Below are 16,415 nucleotides of genomic sequence, written 5' to 3'. Positions count from 1 at the left end.
TTTACAGGTTTGTGGGACAAATAAAAATTCATTTCAATCAATAAATCACTCCCGGGGTATGATAGAATAATAACTTCTAAAAACAGACCAATATTTCGTGAAATATTATTAATTTAAGTCTGGAAAAAACAGAATTCACCCTGTTAATAAGAAGAATTTTATGATGACAAAAAGTCGATTGGATTGCAATTCTTCACCGAAGCCCGGCAATTTTCTGCGTGACAACCTGATTGTGACTTTGGTTTATTTACTCGTCGCACGGACAAGTCTGCTTCTCGCCCTGCCCGGCAGCAACGCCTCACCTGTCTGGCCCCCCTCGGGAATAGCCCTGGCATTTTTCCTGATGTGCGGCTACCGGGTTTCGCCCGGCATTGCCACAGGCGCATTTCTTGCAAATCTTTGGAGCATGCTTTCGGGTGATTTAACTCACGGGTATCTTGTACCGGCAATCGTGGGAGTGGTGACAGCAATCGGGAACACACTTGAGGGTATTGCCGGTTACTGGTTGATAAATAGATTTTCGATACTGGCTTCGTTATTTACAAGAGTAAGAGCTGTTGTTGGATTTACACTTATTGCTTTTGTGATGTCTCTGGTAAGCGCGGGTGCAGGTCCGGCTGCATTTTGCATCTCAAATCTGGCAAGCTGGGATTTTTATCCCTCTTTTTTCCTGACCTGGTGGCTGGGTGATGCCACGGGGATCATCATTTTTGCACCGGCAGTATATACAATTCTAAATATAAAAGTAAGTGAATTCGAACCGAAAGAGATAGTTGAGTCGACCATTATCTGCTTATGTTTCACACTTATGTCTTTTATCGTTTTCACAAACTCCCCAAATCATTTATTATCATTATTGATGCCATTCATTTTTTTCCCATTGATAATCTGGGTTGCACAAAAATTTAATCCTGTGGCTGCATTTTTAAGCATCGCAATCATATCAATAATAGCCGTGGATGGTACAGTAAACGGATTCGGGCCCTTTGTAAAGGATACCAGAAACACCTCTTTACTTCTTCTTCAGGGATTTGTAAGCATACTTGCTTTTACATCTCTTTCATTTTCAGCTTCCACAAATGAAAGAAAATTTCATGAAGAGAAAGCGATTCAAAGTGCGAGCGATCTAAGGGCTGTCTTCAGGGTTTTACCTGACCTCTACTTCAAATTCTCCAGAGATGGTATAATACTCGATTGTTACACCACAAATCCAACATTTCATCTTGATGATTCGGAAAAAATAAAAAATCAGCCTCTTTCAGTTCTTTTTACGCGGGAACTTTGGACTTCAATTCAAAATCAGTTTACAGATTTTGGAAAGAATGAGAAACTTAAAAGATTCGATTTCATATCAAAAACAACCGGAGAGAACAAGGACCTCGAAGCCCGATTATTCCGAATGGATGACAGTGACGATGTAGTTGCCGTGATCAGGGATATTACCGATCTGCGTGCAAAGGAAAAGGAAGTAAGGAGAGAACGGAAGCTGCTCCGCACCCTTATAGACAACATACCGGATGCAATCTACAGTAAGGATATTCAACTCCGAAAAGTAATTGCCAACCCTGCTGATTTGTATAATATGCATGTTGGATCAGAAGCCGAGGTGATTGGGAAGACTGATCTGGAATTGCATCCGCCTGAGCTCGCTGAAGGTTTTATGAAGGATGACCGTTATGTGATTGAAACAGGAAACCCTGTCATAAACAAGGAAGAGTTTGTCCTCGACGAAAATGGGGAAGTCATCTGGCTGCTTACCTCCAAATTGCCGTTGAGGAACGATGAGGGGGAAATAACCGGTCTGCTTGGTATCGGCAGAAATGTAACCGAGAGTGTGAAGGCAAGGGAAGAAATTCACAAACTGAATGCTGAGCTTGAAGAGAGGGTGATTGCCAGGACTCAGGAACTCGATTTTAAAAACAAGGAACTTGAAGCATTTTCCTACTCGGTTTCGCACGATCTCAGAGCTCCGCTCAGGCATATCAGCGGTTATGTTGATCTGCTTCTGAAAAGAGAAAAAGCGAATCTCTCCGAAAAAGGGGAGCATTTCCTCAATTCGATTGCCTTGTCTTCAAGACAGATGGGTGAACTGATTGATGATTTGCTCCAGTTCTCCCGGACGGGAAGGGCTGAAATGAGGGCTGCTTTTCTAGACATGAACGGACTTGTTAAAGAAGTGGTCGAATCAAGCAGCAAGGGTTTGGGTAATCGCAAAATCGTGTGGGACATCAGTGAGTTACCCGAGGTTTTTGCAGATGCTTCTCTTCTCCGACAGGTCTGGGTGAATCTGCTGAGTAATGCCATCAAATTTTCAAAAAAAGTTGAAAACACCAAAATCCGGATTAGTTGGCAGGAAACAGATACGGAGTATATATTTAGTGTAAAAGATAACGGTGCGGGTTTTGACATGAATTATTCACAAAAGCTTTTTGGTGTATTTCAGAGACTTCACCCTAAGGATGAGTTCGAAGGTACCGGAATCGGCCTTGCAAATGTCCAGAGAATAATTGTGAGGCACGGAGGAAGGGTTTGGGCAGAAGCCGAACCCGAAAACGGTGCAGAATTCTTTTTTTCACTTCCGAAAAAGACAAAGGAAACAACATGACAATGTTAAAAACCATTTTACTTGCAGAAGACAATCCAATGGATGTCGAATTAACTCTTGAGGCACTGAACGAACACAATCTCGCCAATCAGGTGATAGTGCTTAAAGATGGAGTTGAGGTTCTGCAATACCTTAATTTTGAAGGAAAGTTTGCAAATCGCAGTCCGGAACCACCTGCAGTGCTTTTACTTGACATTAAAATGCCAAGAATGGATGGCATTGAAGTGTTGAGAGTCATAAGGACAGACGCAAGATTTAAGAAACTCCCTGTTGTTATGCTGACCTCTTCAAGAGAAGAACCCGATCTAAAGACCTGCTATGAACTTGGTGTAAATGCGTATGTGGTAAAACCTGTTGATTTCAACGAATTTATAGATGCTGTAAAACAAATTGGAATATTCTGGGGTATTCTCAATGAACTGCCAATGAATCATATTTAAGGAAGTTGATGATTAACGACGAACGGAAAACTGTTAATATTCTTCACCTGGAAGATTCTCATTTCGATTCAGAATTGATCGCTGAGCTACTGCTGGATGCGGGATTTGAGACCAAAATGAAGTGGGTCGCATCGAAGGAAGAATATCTGGAGGCTTTAAAAACACCCGATTTTGATCTGATACTTTGTGACTTCATGCTGCCGGGTTATAACGCTTTTGGAGCGTTGGAAGACATGATGCAATGTTGCTCACTCATTCCCTTTATTTGTGTTTCGGGTTCCATAGGCGAAGAGACAGCGGTGGAGCTGCTTAAAGCTGGAGCAACCGATTACATTCTGAAAGACAGACTGGCGAGACTCCCTTCAGCCATCGATCGTGCACTTGAACTCGGTAGTGAAAAAAGGCTCAGAGTGTGGACTCAGAAGCAGCTTTCTGAAAGTGAGGAACAGTATCGGGAGCTCTACAACAATGCGATTATGGGATTATACAGGACAAATCACAAAGGTGAGGTGCTGCTCGCAAATCAGACACTTCTGAAAATGGTTGGATACAATTCGATTGAGGAACTTCAGGAAATAAATATTGAAGAAAAGGGCTTCGAAAATTTCAATGAAAGAAAAATATTCCTGGATGCCATCGAAAAACAGGAAGAGATAAAGGGGCATAAATCGAAGTGGATGAGGAAGGATGGATCGTTCATTTATGTGAGGGAGAGTGCAAGGCTTATCAGAGACACAGACGGTTCTCCACTTTACTATGACGGAATTGTTGAAGACATCACCGAACAGAAAAAAGCAGAGGATGCTCTCAGGGAAAGTCAGCAGCTCTTTCACACTCTGGCGATGGTTTCTCCAGTCGGGATTTTCAGAACCGATCCAGATGGATCAACTACTTATGTAAATCCAAGATGGTCGGAACTTTCGGGAATCCCTTTTGCAGAAGCTCTTGGTTACGGGTGGTTAAAGGGTGTTCATCCAGAAGACAAGCAGATACTGGCTGACAACTGGAAAGTGGCTTGTGAAGAGCATGTCACTTCACAGGCACATTACAGGTTTATCAAACCTGATGGTACTATAGTCTGGGTGATGGGAAATTCCGTTCCGGAGATTGTGGACGGCAAAACCATCGGTTATGTCGGGACAATTACCGACATTACACAGATCAAACTGTTTGAGGAGAGTCTACTGGTTGCCAAAGAAAAAGCCGAACGGGCGAACAGTCTTAAAGATGCCTTTATTAACAACTTATCTCACGAGATTCGAACTCCGTTGAACGGTATTGTCGGTATGGCGGGGATAATCCAGGAGATTTTCGAAGAATCCGCATCACCCGAGGATCTGGTTTACTTCAGGTCACTGATAAAAAGTACACAGAGATTGATAAATACGGTCGAAATGATGCTGCTTATGTCGCAGTTACAAACCGGGGATCACGAAATAAGATCAGAACACACCGGTTTGTCAGCAATAATTGAAAGGGTTGTTAACGATCATAAAGATGAGGTGGCAGAAAAGGAACTCGAATTATCCGTTATTAATGAGACGAAAGACGATTCGGCATTCGTTGACACCTCTGATGCCAAGAATATTCTTTTCTTCCTGATAGAAAATGCGATAAAGTTTACAAAAGAAGGTGGCATTACAATTTCACTCACCGAAGGTAATGGTGGAGGAGTGAGTGTATCAGTTAAAGATACAGGTACCGGGATCTTCGAAGATTATCTGCCAAATCTTTTTGAACCGTTCGTTCAGCAGGAGACAGGCTACAGCCGGCCGTTCGAAGGGCTGGGGTTGGGATTACCGATTGTAAAAAAGCTTGTTGACTTGAATAATTGCAAAATTGAAGTGGAATCGGAACCGGGAAAAGGATCGACATTTACGGTATGGTTTCCAAAAGACCGTTGATGTTTTGACATTTTCCTGAAAAATACTTAACTTTCGGTTTCCATTAAATTTAATAAAGATTCAACGGATCTGATGCACCGAACCGTCAATGTGCTGTTTTATGTTTCCAAACCCGTTTTCAATTTGTTCGAGGTAGAGGAATTCCCTCATTTTGATAAAAGTAATTCCTCCTTCCTCAGGCGGAATCTTTTAATAAATCAGTTCGAGGTTGTCAGTACTCTCGACCTTCCGGTTAAAATCACTGCACTTTTTCATCAATTCGATATAAGTGCCGAGGGTCTGGATGAATTGCAGCGGTTTGAAAACCTTGAAATTGTCTTCTATGAAGAGGGGAATCAGAACCAGATAATCCGGGAGATTTTAGAGGATACAGATGAGGCACAGAATCTCATTATCGCTGTAAATCCGCTTGTGATGGGACTAAAACCGCAGGATTATGTCGAGATGGTAAAGCAGGTCGAGCTTGAAGATGAAACAACTTTTCTGATCCGGTCACAAAACGGTTACTTGTCTGCTGTTGCTTTCAATTACATGGAATCGAAACAATCTGATCTTCTACTGAATATTCTCAAACCTTATGATAAACTATTGCACCAGATTTTAATGCTCAACTCAAGACCAATTACCGGCGGATTTGCAGGAACTGTCGTCAAATCGACAAAAGATTTTAAACTCCTGTATGAATATCTTTCGGCAAAAGAAAGTATCCCTGCATGCAGTTTCATGATGCATGACAGATTTACTGAACTTTTTGTAGAATATAAAGAGTTGCTTTAATGGCTGTTGGTCTTTTCGGCGGCACTTTTAATCCGGTGCACTTTGGACATCTCATCACTTCACAAAGAGTGAAGGAGTTGAGAAACCTCGACAAAATAATTCTGATGCCTTGTAACATTTCACCGTTCAAGACGAAAAAGCCGGACATCCTGGATGGTGAAAAGAGGATTAAAATGCTCGAGCTCGCCATAGGTGAGAATCCCTCCTACGAAATAAGTGATTACGAGTTGAAAAAAGGGGGTGTATCCTACACTTACGATACAATTGTACACATAAAAAAAAGTTATCCGGATATTGAACTGATCATCGGTTTTGATAACATTCTGGATTTTCACAAATGGTACAAACCCGAAGAGATTGTTAAGGAAGCAAAACTTATTGTTCTCACGCGAAAAACCGACAACAGGGAAATGAAGAATAAAAACAGTTTTTTCAGCGAAGCCATCTTTGTTGAGTCACCAATGATCGAAATCAGTTCCACGGGGATCAGAGAGAGAATAAGAGAGGGTCTTCCGATAGATTTTCTTGTGCCGCGACTTGTTGTTGAATACATTAAAAAAGAAAAACTGTACCTTGAATGACAGAAATTGAAATCGCCAAAATACTCGAAAAAGATAAGAGAAGCATCGCACGGGCAATCACCCGGGTTGAATCCGAGAGGGAGGGTTACGCCGGACTTCTCGAGGATCTTCACAAACATACAGGTAGAGCCTACAAAGTTGGAATAACGGGTCCTCCCGGCGCCGGCAAGAGCACATTAACATTGCAACTGGTTAAACTTCTTCGGAAACGGGGGATAACAGTCGCCGTGATCGCTGTTGATCCTACCAGTCCTTTTACGGGCGGTGCGCTGCTGGGTGACAGAGTCCGAATGACCGAAATCGGGAATCTGGACGGGGTGTTTATCAGAAGCATGGCTACGAGGGGAAGTCTTGGTGGCCTGAGCCGCAAAACTGTGGATGCTTCCGATGTGCTGGATGCTGCGGGGTATGAAGTTATAATTTATGAGACTGTTGGTGTGGGGCAATCGGAACTGGATATCGCAAAGGCTGCAGATACCACGATTGTCGTGCTGGTGCCAGAATCAGGCGATACAGTCCAAGCAATGAAAGCGGGACTGATGGAGATAGCCGACTTCTTTGTTCTGAACAAAGGTGACAGGCCCGGAGCGGAACAGGCGGTTGCCTCGATAAAAACCATGCTTCAGTTTCGCGATCATGACGAAACAAGCTGGATGCCTGCAGTTATAAAAACTTCGGCGAATGAGAATAAAGGAATTGACGAAGTTGCTCTCGAGATCGAAAGACACAAAGAATATCTTGTCTCCACCGGGAAATTGATGCTAAGGAGAAAAGAGAGGGAGAAAAACCGGCTTGAGGAGATCGTTGAAAGTGAAATACTCGGAGAGCTATGGTCCTCGGGAGGGACACAGTTTCTTCATGATTCGATACAGGATGTTCTGGAAAAGCAAATTTCACCTTATACACTCTCAAAAAGAATCATCGAGAAGTATAAAAATTTTTTAAAAGAAAGGCAGCAGTGATGGACACAACCACGGGATCAAACAGTTTTCTTCTCGACTTCACAGAGGAACAAAGAGCAATTCAAGAGGCTGTCAGGGATCTGGCTGTCAATACCATTAAACCGGTGGTAATGGAGTATGATGAATCTCAGGCTTTTCCGTTCGACATCGTGAAGGAACTTGCCGGGATGGGATGCATGGGAATTCTGGTACCCGAGGAGTATGGCGGCTCCGGTCTGGGTTATACCGAGTATGCACTGATTATAGAAGAACTGGCAAAAGTGGATCCGTCTGTGGCTCTTACAGTTGCTGCACACAACGGTCTTTGTACAAATCACATTCTCATGCATGGAAATGAAGAGCAAAAACGGAAGTATCTGCCAAAACTCGCCAGCGGAGAGTTCATTGGTGCATGGGGTCTCACAGAACCTGTTTCCGGCAGTGATGCTGCCGCGATGCTTACAACAGCCGTAAAAGATGGAAACGAATGGGTTCTGAACGGCAGTAAGACCTTTATCACACATGGTGGTGTAGGGCATGTAGCCGTAATAGTGGCTGTTACGGACAAATCCAAACATTCCAGGGGTATTTCCGCTTTTATTGTTGAAAAAGGAATCCCCGGATTCATTGTCAGCAAGAAAGAGAACAAACTTGGTATGAGATCAAGCGACACCTGCCAGTTGACTTTTGACAATTGCAGAGTGCCTGCTGAAAATCTTATTGGTATCGAGGGCGAAGGATTTAAGCAGGCTATGAAAATTCTTGAAGGGGGAAGAATCTCGATAGCTGCCTTAAGTGTCGGGCTTGCAGAGGGTGCACTTCAGGAGTCATTAAAATACTCGGGAGAGAGGCGCCAGTTTGGCAAACCGATCAATGCGTTTCAAGGGATACAGTTCAAATTTGCCGACATGGCTACTGAAATTGAAGCAGCGAGGTTGATGACATTCAAAGCAGCTACAATCAAGGATTCCGGAAAACCACTCGGAAATATAGCTGCCATGGCGAAACTTTTTGCGAGTGAAGTGGCTGAGAGATGTTCCAATCAGGCGGTACAAATTTTTGGCGGTTACGGATTTATAAAGGATTTCCCGGTCGAGAAATTCTACAGGGATGTAAAACTCCTTACCATTGGCGAAGGCACTTCCGAAGTGCAAAGAATTGTAATTTCACGAACACTCCTCGGTGATTAGCAGATGAAAAAAGTCGGAAAGCCCCTTTCGGAAGAAACTTCGTTCCTTGTAAGGGAGGATGCATACAAACAGATTGTCAGAAAACTTGAAAATGAGCGAAAAATAACGCACAAAGGTGGTGGTGAGAAAGCTCTTCAAAAAATGAGAGAAAAGGGAAAGATGCCTGCCAGGGAGAGGATATCCCGGTTGATTGACAAGGGGACTTCATTCATGGAACTGAACACTTTCGCTGCATATGGAATGTATGAAGAGTGGGGCGGGGCACCGGGTTCAGGTACGGTTTTCGGTATCGGCAAAATTCATGGTCGGGACTGTGTGATAGTCGCCAATGATTCCACTGTTAAGGCAGGAGCCTGGTTTCCCATTACATGTAAAAAGAATCTCCGTGCACAGGAGATTTCGATAGAGAACAGACTGCCGATAATTTATTTGGTTGACAGTGCCGGAGTTTTTCTGCCCCTTCAGGATGAAATTTTCCCGGACAAAGAGCATTTTGGAAGGATTTTCAGGAATAATGCCAAAATGTCTGCGATGGGAATCCCTCAGATTGCAGCGATAATGGGACCGTGTGTCGCCGGTGGTGCCTATCTTCCCATAATGAGTGATGAGGCACTTATCGTTAAAGGTGAAGGGTCTGTTTTCCTCGCAGGGTCACATCTTGTGAAAGCTGCAATTGGTGAAGTGATTGACAATGAAAGTCTCGGTGGTGCAGTGGTTCAATCAAATATCTCCGGCGTTACCGATTATGTGATGGAAAATGATGAAGAATGTATCGACCAGATCAGAAGCCTTGTTGAGAAATTTGCAGACACCAAAAAAGCCGGGTTCTCCAGAATCCGGTCATATCCTCCCGCTTTTAGTGAAAAAGAGATTTACGGAATTTTGCCTGATGACCCGATAAAGCAGTATGATACTTACGAGTTGCTCGCCAGAATTGTTGACAATTCCGAGATCGATGAGTATAAAGCCGGCTACGGAAAAACAATAATTACGGCTTACGCCCGGATCGACGGTTGGGCAGTGGGAATTGTTGCAAACCAAAGGGCTGTTGTGAAATCTGCAAAAGGGGAGATGCAGGTCGGCGGAGTCATTTATTCTGACAGTGCTGATAAAGCAACAAGATTTATTTTGAATTGCAATCAGAGGAAAATTCCACTTCTTTTCTTGCAGGATGTTACGGGATTCATGGTAGGAAGTAAAGCCGAGCACGGAGGAATTATTAAGGATGGTGCAAAAATGGTAAACGCGGTTGCGAACAGTGTCGTTCCAAAAATCACCATAATCACCGGAAACAGCTACGGTGCCGGTAACTATGCTATGTGCGGGAAGGCATATGATCCGAGATTTATCTTTGCATGGCCCGCTGCAAAAATCAGCGTAATGGGTGGAAGTCAGGCTGCCAATGTACTGTTGGATATTAAGATCAAACAACTGCAAAAAAAGGGGAAAGAGCTTAGCGAGGAAGAAAAACTCAGAATGCACGATGAGATAAGGGATTCGTATGACAGCAAATCTTCACCGTTATATGCTGCAGCACGACTGTGGGTTGATGAAGTGATCGATCCTGTTCAGACGAGAGAATATATTTCCAGATGTCTGGAAGCTGCAAATAATAATCCCGATATTGAGGAATTTAAGGTCGGAGTAATACAGGTCTAAATTTTTATTTCAGCCTTCAGCCTTCGACTGTCAGTCGTTATTTTTCAGCCTTCGTTGACAGACCACTTTGAAACCAGTTCAGGAGATGGTCGAACAGGTCGCATCGTTTTAAGATCGATCGGGCACCAAAGAGAGAGGGCATCCACGAATACCTTTGAATCCGATTGTCTGTAAATCCGGGTGTATCTTTCGAAGAGGAATTTTCTGGTCTTTCCAACCCATGTTTTGACTGTGACTTTATCACCAAGTCTGGCAGAATATTTATAGTCGATTTCGTGTCGGGCGATGACAAAAGCTACCGATTCCTTTAGTTGAGGTTCTGCAAAGGTATTCCAGTGTGTGACCGCAGCCTCCTGAATCCAGTTGACATATACAAGATTGTTTACATGGTTAAGGAGATCGATATGTTCAGGCGTAACAGGAATAATTAATTCAAAGGGTTTCAGGGAGGGGAGTTCTATTTCCATCTTAAATTCAGAGTTTATATCCTCTTAAAAATTCATCCGCCTTCATTCGCTTCTTGCCTTCAGGTTGTATTTCCAAAATTTCAAGAGTACCCTCACCTGTTCCGACAAATATCTGTTTTTTTGTTGTTGCGAACTCTCCGGGTGAGAGCATCATGTCTGCAAGTGAAGTCTTATACACTTTGTAATGTTTCCCCTCATGGACAAAAAAAGCACCGGGGGAAGGGGAAAGTCCTCTGACAAGATTATGAATGTTTTTTGCAGATCTTGTGAAATCTATTTGGCATGTCTCTTTGGTAATTTTTGGAGCGGGGGTTGCGAGCTCATCGTTTTGTGGCAGCAGGGTGTAATTCCCTGATTCGATCATTTCAACAGTCTCCAGCACCATTTCAGCACCCGTGACGGACATTTTTTCATAGAGTGATCCGAAGTTGTCTTCAGGTTCTATCTCCACACTTTTCATCAGGTAAATATTTCCGGTATCAACCTTGTCGGCAAGGGCAAAAGTGGTTAGTCCTGTCACCTCATCACCATTAATTACAGCCCATTGAATCGGGGCAGCACCCCGGTATCTTGGTAGCAGTGACCCGTGCAGATTGAAGCTTCCATATTTTGGCATGGAAAAGATTGAGCGGGGCAGAATTTTAAATGCGACAACTATGAAAAGGTCGGCATTAAGCGCTCGAAGATCAGTAAAAAACTCTTCAGATTTCAGTGATTCGGGTTGAAGGACGGGAATCGAATTTTGAATTGCGAACTCTTTGACCGGCGAAGGAAGTATCTTTTTACCCCGTCCTTGCTCCTTATCTGTTACTGTGACGACTGCAACGATATTTTTCCCTGATTCCTTAAGTTTTTCGAGACACCTTACGGCAATGGAAGGGGTGCCAAAAAAGACAATTCGCATCAGTCGCGTTCCCGAGGTGTAACGGGGTATTCAACTTCAATTTTTCTGTTCTTTATCCTGATTAATTCCTTTTTGAGCTTTTTCTGCTCAAATTCATCAATACGGTCGGTGAAGTAGATGCCGTTCAGGTGGTCATATTCGTGTTGGATCACTCTGCATAAAAATCCATCAACTTCCATTACCTGATCATTAAAATCGAGGTCTTTAAAGGCGATGGTAACTTTTTCCGGTCGGATAACATCAGCTCTCACATCAGGAATCGAAAGACAGCCTTCCTCGTAGGAACAGGTTTTGTCTGATCTGTCGATGATTTTCGGGTTAATAAAAACTCTCGGTTTTTCATCCGGAAATTCCTTCATTACTGAAATATCCACAACAAAGACAGATTTGTTGGAGCCAACCTGATTTGCTGCCAGGCCAACACCATATGCATTGTGCATTGTTTCGAACATGTCTTTTACGAACTTTACAAATTCGGGATCAATTTTTTGGACGGGGACAGCTTTTTTTCTTAAAATTTTGTCGCCGTACTGATTTACAGGAATTAATGTCATTTCTTCTTATTTAAAAATAATTTTTGTTTACTGATCAGTGAGTTATGGAATGCTTCAGTTGTTGTTTGAAGTAGTCAATTGTTTTCAGGATGCCCGATCTTCGATCGACCTTTGGACTCCAGCCAAGAATATTATTTGCGCGGGAAATATCAGGCTGCCGCACTTTTGGATCGTCTTCCGGCAGGTCCATATATTTCAACACAGAATTTGAGTGAGTTAGTTCAATTATCTCTTCTGCAAAATCTTTTATAGAGATTTCATCAGGATTTCCAAGATTGACGGGACCTGTTTCTTCGGAGAGCAGAAGCTTAATCAGTCCGTCAACAAGATCGTCGATGTAACAGAAACTGCGGGTTTGTGACCCGTCTCCGAAAACCGTGAGGGGCTCGCCGTTAAGAGCCTGCTGGATGAACTCGGGAAGTGCCCTGCCATCCTTGAGTCTCATTCTTGGGCCATATGTGTTGAATATTCTGGCTATTCTTGTCCTTACTGAGTGGTATCTGTTATAAGCCATTGTGAGTGATTCAGCAAATCTTTTGGCTTCATCGTAGACACCTCTCGGTCCAACCGAGTTTACATTTCCCCAGTAATCTTCAGATTGAGGATGGACAAGGGGATCACCGTAAACTTCGGAAGTGGAAGCAAGCAAAAACACTGCATTTTTCTCCTTGGCGAGACCAAGCGCCTTGTGAGTCCCCAGTGAACCCACTTTGAGAGTCTGAATAGGAAACTGCAGGTAATCCAGAGGTGAAGCAGGGGAGGCAAAATGAAGAATGTAATCAACATTCCCCGGTACATGAATGAAATTGGTAACATCGTGTTTGATGAAAGAAAAACCGTCATTACCGAAGAGATGACCGACATTATTTATATTACCGGTGATCAGATTGTCCAGACAGATAACATTCATATCGAGATTTAAGAGTTTTTCGCACAAGAAAGACCCTATAAACCCGGCACCACCAGTAACAACCGCAGTTTTTCTCATTCTGCAGCCTTCAAAATTGTTTTTCTGCCAATCGAGAAATAGTTGAAATTCTCTTTTTGCATCTCTTTGAGTTCAAAGATGTTTCTGCCGTCAAAAATCGTGTGATTTGCAAGATTTTCCTTCAGAATGGTAAATTTAGGCCGTTTGAATTCAGCCCATTCTGTGAAAATAACAAGTGCATCTGCACCTTTGAGAGCCTCATACTTGTCGGAAGAATATACAATACTTTCGCCAAGATAGAATCTTGCATTTTCAGAAGCTACCGGATCGTAAGCTGTCACGACGGCTCCTTCGTTAAGGAGGAGTCTGATCACAGTTACTGACGGAGCTTCACGCATGTCATCGGTATCGGGTTTGAAAGCCAGTCCCCAAACAGCGAGTTTCCTGTTTTTTAGGTCACCTTTGAAGTGCTTCTTTATTTTATTGAAGAAGTGAAGTCTTTGTGTTTTGTTAATTTTATCAACTTCAGTGAGGATAGACAATTTTGCTCCAAAATCCTCTGAAGTCTTTATCAAGGCATTAACATCTTTAGGGAAGCAGGAACCGCCGTAACCGATGCCGGCAAGAAGGAATTTTTTCCCTATTCTGCCGTCTGCACCCATTCCCATTCTAATCAGGTCGATGTTTGCATCAGCTTTTTCGCAGAACCTCGCAAGATCGTTCATAAAAGTGATTTTCGTGGCGAGGAAGCCGTTTGAAGCGTACTTCGTAACTTCTGCACTTCTGATATCCATTTCGATTAACGGATTATCCTGATTTACAAACGGTTCATAGAGTTCGCGCAACAGTTCGAGAGCCCTGGAAGAATCGGAACCTACAACGACACGGTCAGGTTTCATAAAATCTTCGACAGCAAATCCTTCACGGAGGAATTCAGGATTTGAGGCAACATCAAAATTCTTTATTTTCTTTTCGGTCAGGATACTCTTTATCTTTTCACCTGTCCCGACCGGGGCGGTCGATTTGTTTATAATCAATTTGTAATCGTTGTTTCCCTGAAGTATGTCACCGATTCTGATAGTGATATTCATGACATGGGTGAGATCGGCGGAACCATCCTCGTCCTGTGGAGTCGGAAGGCAGAGAAAAATAATATCGGAGGCGCGAACCGCGGAAGGCAGATCATCTGTGAAGGAGAGTCTTCCGTTGATAAAATTCCGTTCATACACGACTTCGAGACCGGGCTCGTAAATTGTGATTTTATGGTTGTTAAGTTTTTCAAGTTTTTTCTGGTCGTTGTCGATGCAGATAACATTATTTCCCACTTCTGCGAAGCATGTACCTGTAACCAGCCCTACATATCCTGTTCCGATAACTGCAATATTCATATGGTTCTTTACGCAAAATAATTAAGATTTTCAATACAAATATAAATCAGGCGGATGAAATATGTTGAGAATAAGAACGGAATGCAAAAAGTTGAGTAAATTTGGTATCAGGTTAATTTTTTTTATAGAGACTTAATGCCCGAAATATTGTTTTTTTTACCCTTCTTCCTGCTCTTTCACAGTTATGTTTTGTACCCTGTTTTGGTGTGGGCATTTGCAACTTCCGGGAGGAATCGGAAGTCAGATTCATCATCAGGTATCGATGAAGTGCGCCGTTTGCAACCGGATAAAGACTCGCCTCTGATTTCGGTACTTATAGCAGCCTATAATGAAGAAAAAGTGATCGGAAGAACTCTTGCATGTCTCCTTAATTCAAAGATAACGGCAGGGACTTTTGAAATTATAGTGGGTAGCGACAATTCGAAGGATAAAACAGGAGATATTGTTACTGCGATTTCAGCCGAACATCCCAATGTAAAGTATTTTCATTCTGATAAACGGCGGGGGAAGACCGGAATACTAAACTGGATTTCAAAAGAAGCCAAGGGTGAAATACTTGTGTTTTGTGATTCAAACATGATGTTCGATGAGAATGCCTTGCAAAGACTTGCGGAGAATTTTTATGACAAGCGTGTCGGGGGTGTTTCAGGAGAGATTCACCTGCAGGAGAGTTTTTCAGGAAATCAGGAGGGGAGTTACTGGAGTTTTGAATCGTGGTTGAAGGCTCAGGAAGGGAGTTTGGGGAAACTTATCGGGGCTAACGGGGGAATTTATGCTATGAGGAAAGATCTCTACTTCGAGTATCCCGAAGGTGTGCCCTTAAATGATGATTTTGTTACCTGTATGAAAGTGCTGGGGAAAGGGTTCAAGTTCAATTACGACAGGGGAGCGTTTGCACTGGAAGAACCTTCTCCATCGAATGAGGATGAGTTTAAACGGAAAAAACGGATCCAGATAAGCAATCTAGGCAGCTTGCGATTTCTGTCGGAATTTTGGTTCCCTTTCCGGAGTGTTGCAGCTTTTTTCCTTTGGTCTCATAAAATACTCAGATGGATGACCCCGTTTTTGCTGATAATCATGTTCGCAGGGGTAGTCTTGAACACTGTTTTTTGGAATTTTTACTCGTTCATCCTGGTTGCCATTCTTGCGAGCTGGGTTATGGCGTTAGTTGGGTTGATTCTTGGCAGACGGGGAATTAAATCGTCCCCGTTTCTTTTGTTTTACTATTTTTACGGCACAATTACTGCTTTTCTTTTCGGCACTTTTACATACTTTACCATGCAAAAAACATCGACATGGGAGCCAACAAGAAGGAGTTAGTTATGAGTTTTAATATTTAATCGTTAGAAATTTTCTAATTAGAAGGATACATTTATGACGGAGAAAGTAATTGTTATTGTTGGGATGGGAGGCGGTATCGCCTTTGGAGTCGCAAGGAAATTTGGGAAAGAGAATTTTATTGTTGCGATGGTCGGAAGAAACGGCAAGAAACTTCGTGAATACAAAGACATGCTCGAAGCTGATGGAATAAAGTCTGAATTCTACATTGGAAATGCGGCAGACGAGTTCTCATTGAGAGATGCACTCAAAAGAATTGAGGAGGAATTGGGAACACCCGATGTTCTTCTGTATAATGTTGCCAATATAAAAGGAGTGAATCTCCTGGAAGATACGACAGAAGGAATGATTCATGATTTTAAAATGAATGTAATCGGAGCTGTTATTTCAGCAAAAGAAGTGATCCCCGGGATGAAAAAGAGGGGATCCGGTTGTATCCTGCTTACAGGTGGCGGATTTGCCCTGTATCCCGATCCGAATTACGCCTCTTTGGGAATCGGTAAAGCCGGCATTCGAAATCTTGCATTATCTTTGTCAAAAGCTGTCGAAGGGTCGGGAATAATTGTCGGTACAGTCACCGTGTGTGGAATCGTCGATGCTTCAAACCCGGTTCATAATCCGGCAAATATCGCTTCCAAATTTTACGATCTATATGTCTCGGGTAAAAACGGGGCGGAAACCATTCTTTAGCTATCATTTAGGAGCTATGATCTATGAACTATGATCTATGAGCTGAATG

15 protein-coding genes are annotated in these 16,415 nt (G+C 42.8%); 10 read left to right on the top strand and 5 right to left on the bottom strand.

Annotation, left to right across the window (positions count from 1 at the left end):
- The first annotated feature begins 160 nt into the window (after window positions 1–160).
- The 8 genes from LCH52_02945 to LCH52_02910 all read left to right on the top strand — a co-directional run bounded on the left by LCH52_02945 (window position 161) and on the right by LCH52_02910 (window position 10,097).
- Entirely contained in the window at window positions 161–2,605 is a 2,445-nt protein-coding gene (locus tag LCH52_02945) for an MASE1 domain-containing protein (protein ID MCA0387432.1), read from the top strand.
- A 2-nt stretch (window positions 2,606–2,607) separates the two neighbouring features.
- On the top strand, window positions 2,608–3,045 hold the full coding sequence (locus tag LCH52_02940; GenBank protein ID MCA0387431.1) for a response regulator: 438 nt from the start codon (window positions 2,608–2,610) through the stop codon (window positions 3,043–3,045).
- 8 nt (window positions 3,046–3,053) lie between these two features.
- Window positions 3,054–4,949, top strand: a complete 1,896-nt coding sequence (locus LCH52_02935; GenBank protein ID MCA0387430.1) for a PAS domain S-box protein — start codon at window positions 3,054–3,056, stop codon at window positions 4,947–4,949.
- A gap of 72 nt (window positions 4,950–5,021) precedes the next feature.
- The gene (locus LCH52_02930; GenBank protein ID MCA0387429.1) at window positions 5,022–5,726 is read left to right on the top strand and encodes a hypothetical protein; all 705 of its coding nucleotides are present in this window, start codon (window positions 5,022–5,024) and stop codon (window positions 5,724–5,726) included.
- Window positions 5,726–6,307 (top strand): nicotinate-nucleotide adenylyltransferase, encoded by a 582-nt coding sequence (gene nadD / locus LCH52_02925; protein ID MCA0387428.1) that lies wholly within the window; start codon window positions 5,726–5,728, stop codon window positions 6,305–6,307. Before LCH52_02930 ends, nadD begins: the two co-directional genes overlap by 1 nt.
- The gene (meaB, locus tag LCH52_02920; GenBank protein MCA0387427.1) at window positions 6,304–7,269 is read left to right on the top strand and encodes a methylmalonyl Co-A mutase-associated GTPase MeaB; all 966 of its coding nucleotides are present in this window, start codon (window positions 6,304–6,306) and stop codon (window positions 7,267–7,269) included. Before nadD ends, meaB begins: the two co-directional genes overlap by 4 nt.
- Window positions 7,269–8,438, top strand: coding sequence for an acyl-CoA dehydrogenase (locus LCH52_02915; GenBank protein ID MCA0387426.1), 1,170 nt, complete (start codon window positions 7,269–7,271; stop codon window positions 8,436–8,438). The genes meaB and LCH52_02915 overlap by 1 nt, the downstream gene beginning before the upstream one ends.
- Window positions 8,439–8,441: 3 nt before the next feature.
- The gene (locus LCH52_02910) at window positions 8,442–10,097 is read left to right on the top strand and encodes an acyl-CoA carboxylase subunit beta (GenBank protein MCA0387425.1); all 1,656 of its coding nucleotides are present in this window, start codon (window positions 8,442–8,444) and stop codon (window positions 10,095–10,097) included.
- A 44-nt stretch (window positions 10,098–10,141) separates the two neighbouring features.
- On the opposite strand, the gene LCH52_02905 is transcribed toward LCH52_02910, so the two are convergent.
- The 5 genes from LCH52_02905 to LCH52_02885 are packed head-to-tail and all read right to left on the bottom strand — an operon-like array spanning window position 10,142 to window position 14,338.
- Window positions 10,142–10,564, bottom strand: coding sequence for an acyl-CoA thioesterase (locus LCH52_02905; GenBank protein ID MCA0387424.1), 423 nt, complete (start codon window positions 10,562–10,564; stop codon window positions 10,142–10,144).
- A gap of 7 nt (window positions 10,565–10,571) precedes the next feature.
- Entirely contained in the window at window positions 10,572–11,468 is an 897-nt protein-coding gene (fmt, locus tag LCH52_02900; GenBank protein MCA0387423.1) for a methionyl-tRNA formyltransferase, read from the bottom strand.
- On the bottom strand, window positions 11,468–12,022 hold the full coding sequence (gene def / locus LCH52_02895; protein MCA0387422.1) for a peptide deformylase: 555 nt from the start codon (window positions 12,020–12,022) through the stop codon (window positions 11,468–11,470). Before def ends, fmt begins: the two co-directional genes overlap by 1 nt.
- A gap of 34 nt (window positions 12,023–12,056) precedes the next feature.
- The gene (locus LCH52_02890; GenBank protein ID MCA0387421.1) at window positions 12,057–13,010 is read right to left on the bottom strand and encodes an SDR family oxidoreductase; all 954 of its coding nucleotides are present in this window, start codon (window positions 13,008–13,010) and stop codon (window positions 12,057–12,059) included.
- A complete protein-coding gene (locus LCH52_02885) occupies window positions 13,007–14,338 on the bottom strand; it encodes a UDP-glucose/GDP-mannose dehydrogenase family protein (protein ID MCA0387420.1) in 1,332 nt (443 codons plus the stop codon). The genes LCH52_02890 and LCH52_02885 overlap by 4 nt, the downstream gene beginning before the upstream one ends.
- Before the next feature lie 135 nt (window positions 14,339–14,473).
- Between LCH52_02885 and LCH52_02880 the strand changes: the two genes are divergently transcribed.
- Window positions 14,474–15,658 (top strand): glycosyltransferase, encoded by a 1,185-nt coding sequence (locus LCH52_02880; protein ID MCA0387419.1) that lies wholly within the window; start codon window positions 14,474–14,476, stop codon window positions 15,656–15,658.
- A 54-nt stretch (window positions 15,659–15,712) separates the two neighbouring features.
- Window positions 15,713–16,366: an SDR family NAD(P)-dependent oxidoreductase gene (locus LCH52_02875; protein MCA0387418.1), complete on the top strand. Its 654-nt coding sequence runs from the start codon at window positions 15,713–15,715 to the stop codon at window positions 16,364–16,366.
- The last annotated feature ends 49 nt before the right edge of the window (window positions 16,367–16,415 follow it).

The sequence above is a fragment of the Bacteroidota bacterium genome, assembly GCA_020161395.1.
Classification (GTDB): Bacteria; Bacteroidota; Ignavibacteria; order Ignavibacteriales; family Ignavibacteriaceae; genus UTCHB3.
Note: the sequence above shows the minus strand (reverse complement) of the source record. Positions and strands in the feature narration are given on the sequence as shown.

What these genes read in the sequence shown, in the direction of transcription:
- LCH52_02945 (MCA0387432.1), top strand. Translation starts at nt 161, where the DNA reads ATGATGACAAAAAGTCGATTGGATTGCAATTCTTCACCGAAGCCCGGC.
- LCH52_02940 (MCA0387431.1), top strand. Translation starts at nt 2,608, where the DNA reads ATGTTAAAAACCATTTTACTTGCAGAAGACAATCCAATGGATGTCGAA.
- LCH52_02935 (MCA0387430.1), top strand. Translation starts at nt 3,054, where the DNA reads ATGATTAACGACGAACGGAAAACTGTTAATATTCTTCACCTGGAAGAT.
- LCH52_02930 (MCA0387429.1), top strand. Translation starts at nt 5,022, where the DNA reads ATGCACCGAACCGTCAATGTGCTGTTTTATGTTTCCAAACCCGTTTTC.
- nadD (MCA0387428.1), top strand. Translation starts at nt 5,726, where the DNA reads ATGGCTGTTGGTCTTTTCGGCGGCACTTTTAATCCGGTGCACTTTGGA.
- meaB (MCA0387427.1), top strand. Translation starts at nt 6,304, where the DNA reads ATGACAGAAATTGAAATCGCCAAAATACTCGAAAAAGATAAGAGAAGC.
- LCH52_02915 (MCA0387426.1), top strand. Translation starts at nt 7,269, where the DNA reads ATGGACACAACCACGGGATCAAACAGTTTTCTTCTCGACTTCACAGAG.
- LCH52_02910 (MCA0387425.1), top strand. Translation starts at nt 8,442, where the DNA reads ATGAAAAAAGTCGGAAAGCCCCTTTCGGAAGAAACTTCGTTCCTTGTA.
- LCH52_02905 (MCA0387424.1), bottom strand. Translation starts at nt 10,564, where the DNA reads ATGGAAATAGAACTCCCCTCCCTGAAACCCTTTGAATTAATTATTCCT.
- fmt (MCA0387423.1), bottom strand. Translation starts at nt 11,468, where the DNA reads ATGCGAATTGTCTTTTTTGGCACCCCTTCCATTGCCGTAAGGTGTCTC.
- def (MCA0387422.1), bottom strand. Translation starts at nt 12,022, where the DNA reads ATGACATTAATTCCTGTAAATCAGTACGGCGACAAAATTTTAAGAAAA.
- LCH52_02890 (MCA0387421.1), bottom strand. Translation starts at nt 13,010, where the DNA reads ATGAGAAAAACTGCGGTTGTTACTGGTGGTGCCGGGTTTATAGGGTCT.
- LCH52_02885 (MCA0387420.1), bottom strand. Translation starts at nt 14,338, where the DNA reads ATGAATATTGCAGTTATCGGAACAGGATATGTAGGGCTGGTTACAGGT.
- LCH52_02880 (MCA0387419.1), top strand. Translation starts at nt 14,474, where the DNA reads ATGCCCGAAATATTGTTTTTTTTACCCTTCTTCCTGCTCTTTCACAGT.
- LCH52_02875 (MCA0387418.1), top strand. Translation starts at nt 15,713, where the DNA reads ATGACGGAGAAAGTAATTGTTATTGTTGGGATGGGAGGCGGTATCGCC.